The following is a 1,300-nucleotide window of genomic DNA, read 5'->3' as shown; positions in this document are numbered from 1 at the left end:
TCCTTGTCGGTGAGCGTCTGCGCCGGCGCGACGGTGATCGAGTCGCCGGTGTGCACCCCCATGGGGTCGAGGTTCTCAATGGAGCAGACGATGATGCAGTTGTCCTTGCGGTCGCGCACCACCTCCATCTCGAACTCTTTCCAGCCGAGGAGCGATTCCTCGATGAGAAGCTCCTTGGTGGGCGACGCCTCGAGCCCCCGCTCGCAGATCGCGATGAATTCCTCGCGGTTGTAGGCGATGCCGCCGCCCGTGCCGCCGAGGGTGAAGGACGGGCGGATGACCACCGGATAGCCGATCGCCGCCTGGACCTGGAGCGCTTCCTCCATCGAGTGCGCGAGCGCCGAGCGCGCGGAGCCGAGGCCGATCTTCGTCATCGTGGCCTTGAACTTCTCGCGGTCCTCGGCCTTGTCGATCGCTTCGCGCGAGGCGCCGATCAGCTCGACGCCGTGTTTCTCCAGCACGCCCTCACGTGCGAGATCCAGTGCGCAGTTGAGCGCCGTCTGCCCGCCCATTGTCGGAAGCAGCGCATCGGGGCGCTCCTTCTCGATGATGCGCGCCACCACCTGCCACTGGATCGGCTCGACGTACGTCGCGTCGGCCATTTCCGGGTCGGTCATGATCGTGGCGGGGTTCGAATTCACCAGCACCACGCGGTAGCCCTCGGCGCGCAGCGCCTTGCAGGCCTGCACGCCGGAGTAATCGAACTCGCACGCCTGGCCGATGACGATCGGGCCGGCGCCGATGATCAGGACGGACTTAATGTCAGTTCGTTTAGGCAAGCTTTTTACTTTCGAGCATCGTCCATCAGCTTGGCGAACCGGTCGAAGAGATAGCCGATGTCGTGCGGGCCGGGGCTCGCTTCCGGGTGTCCTTGGAAACAGAACGCCGGTCGATCGGTACGGGCAAGACCCTGAAGGGAACCGTCGAAGAGGGAAACGTGCGTCGGCCGCAGAGTGTGCGGCAGCGACTCGGGGTCCACCGCGAAGCCATGGTTCTGGCTCGTGATGACCACACGCCCGGTATCGATGTCCTTCACCGGGTGATTTGCGCCATGGTGACCGAACTTCATTTTCATGGTCTTAGCGCCAGAGGCGAGCCCCATCAGTTGGTGGCCGAGGCAGATGCCGAACACCGGTACGCGAGTGGCGTCGAGGATCTCGCCGATCGCCTCGATGGCGTAGTCACAAGGCTCCGGATCGCCGGGGCCGTTGGCCAGGAGGACTCCGTCCGGCTTCATGCGCAGCACTTCGCGCGCCGGCATCTGCGCCGGGACGACGGTCACGCGCGCGCCGCGGTCTAC

General features: G+C 65.2%; 2 protein-coding genes. Both read right to left on the bottom strand.

Features of this window, described 5'->3' with window-relative positions; translation table 11 throughout:
• The coding region (carB, locus tag VFQ05_01280; GenBank protein ID HET9325380.1) for a carbamoyl phosphate synthase large subunit at positions 1-779 on the bottom strand (779 nt) is incomplete at its 3' end.
• 5 nt (positions 780-784) lie between these two features.
• The coding region (locus tag VFQ05_01275) for a carbamoyl-phosphate synthase small subunit (protein HET9325379.1) at positions 785-1,300 on the bottom strand (516 nt) is incomplete at its 5' end.

It is taken from the genome of Candidatus Eisenbacteria bacterium (assembly GCA_035712145.1).
Taxonomy (GTDB): domain Bacteria; phylum Eisenbacteria; class RBG-16-71-46; order RBG-16-71-46; family RBG-16-71-46; genus DASTBI01.
The sequence above is the reverse complement of the archived record's forward strand: the minus strand, read 5'-3'. Positions and strand labels throughout refer to the sequence as shown.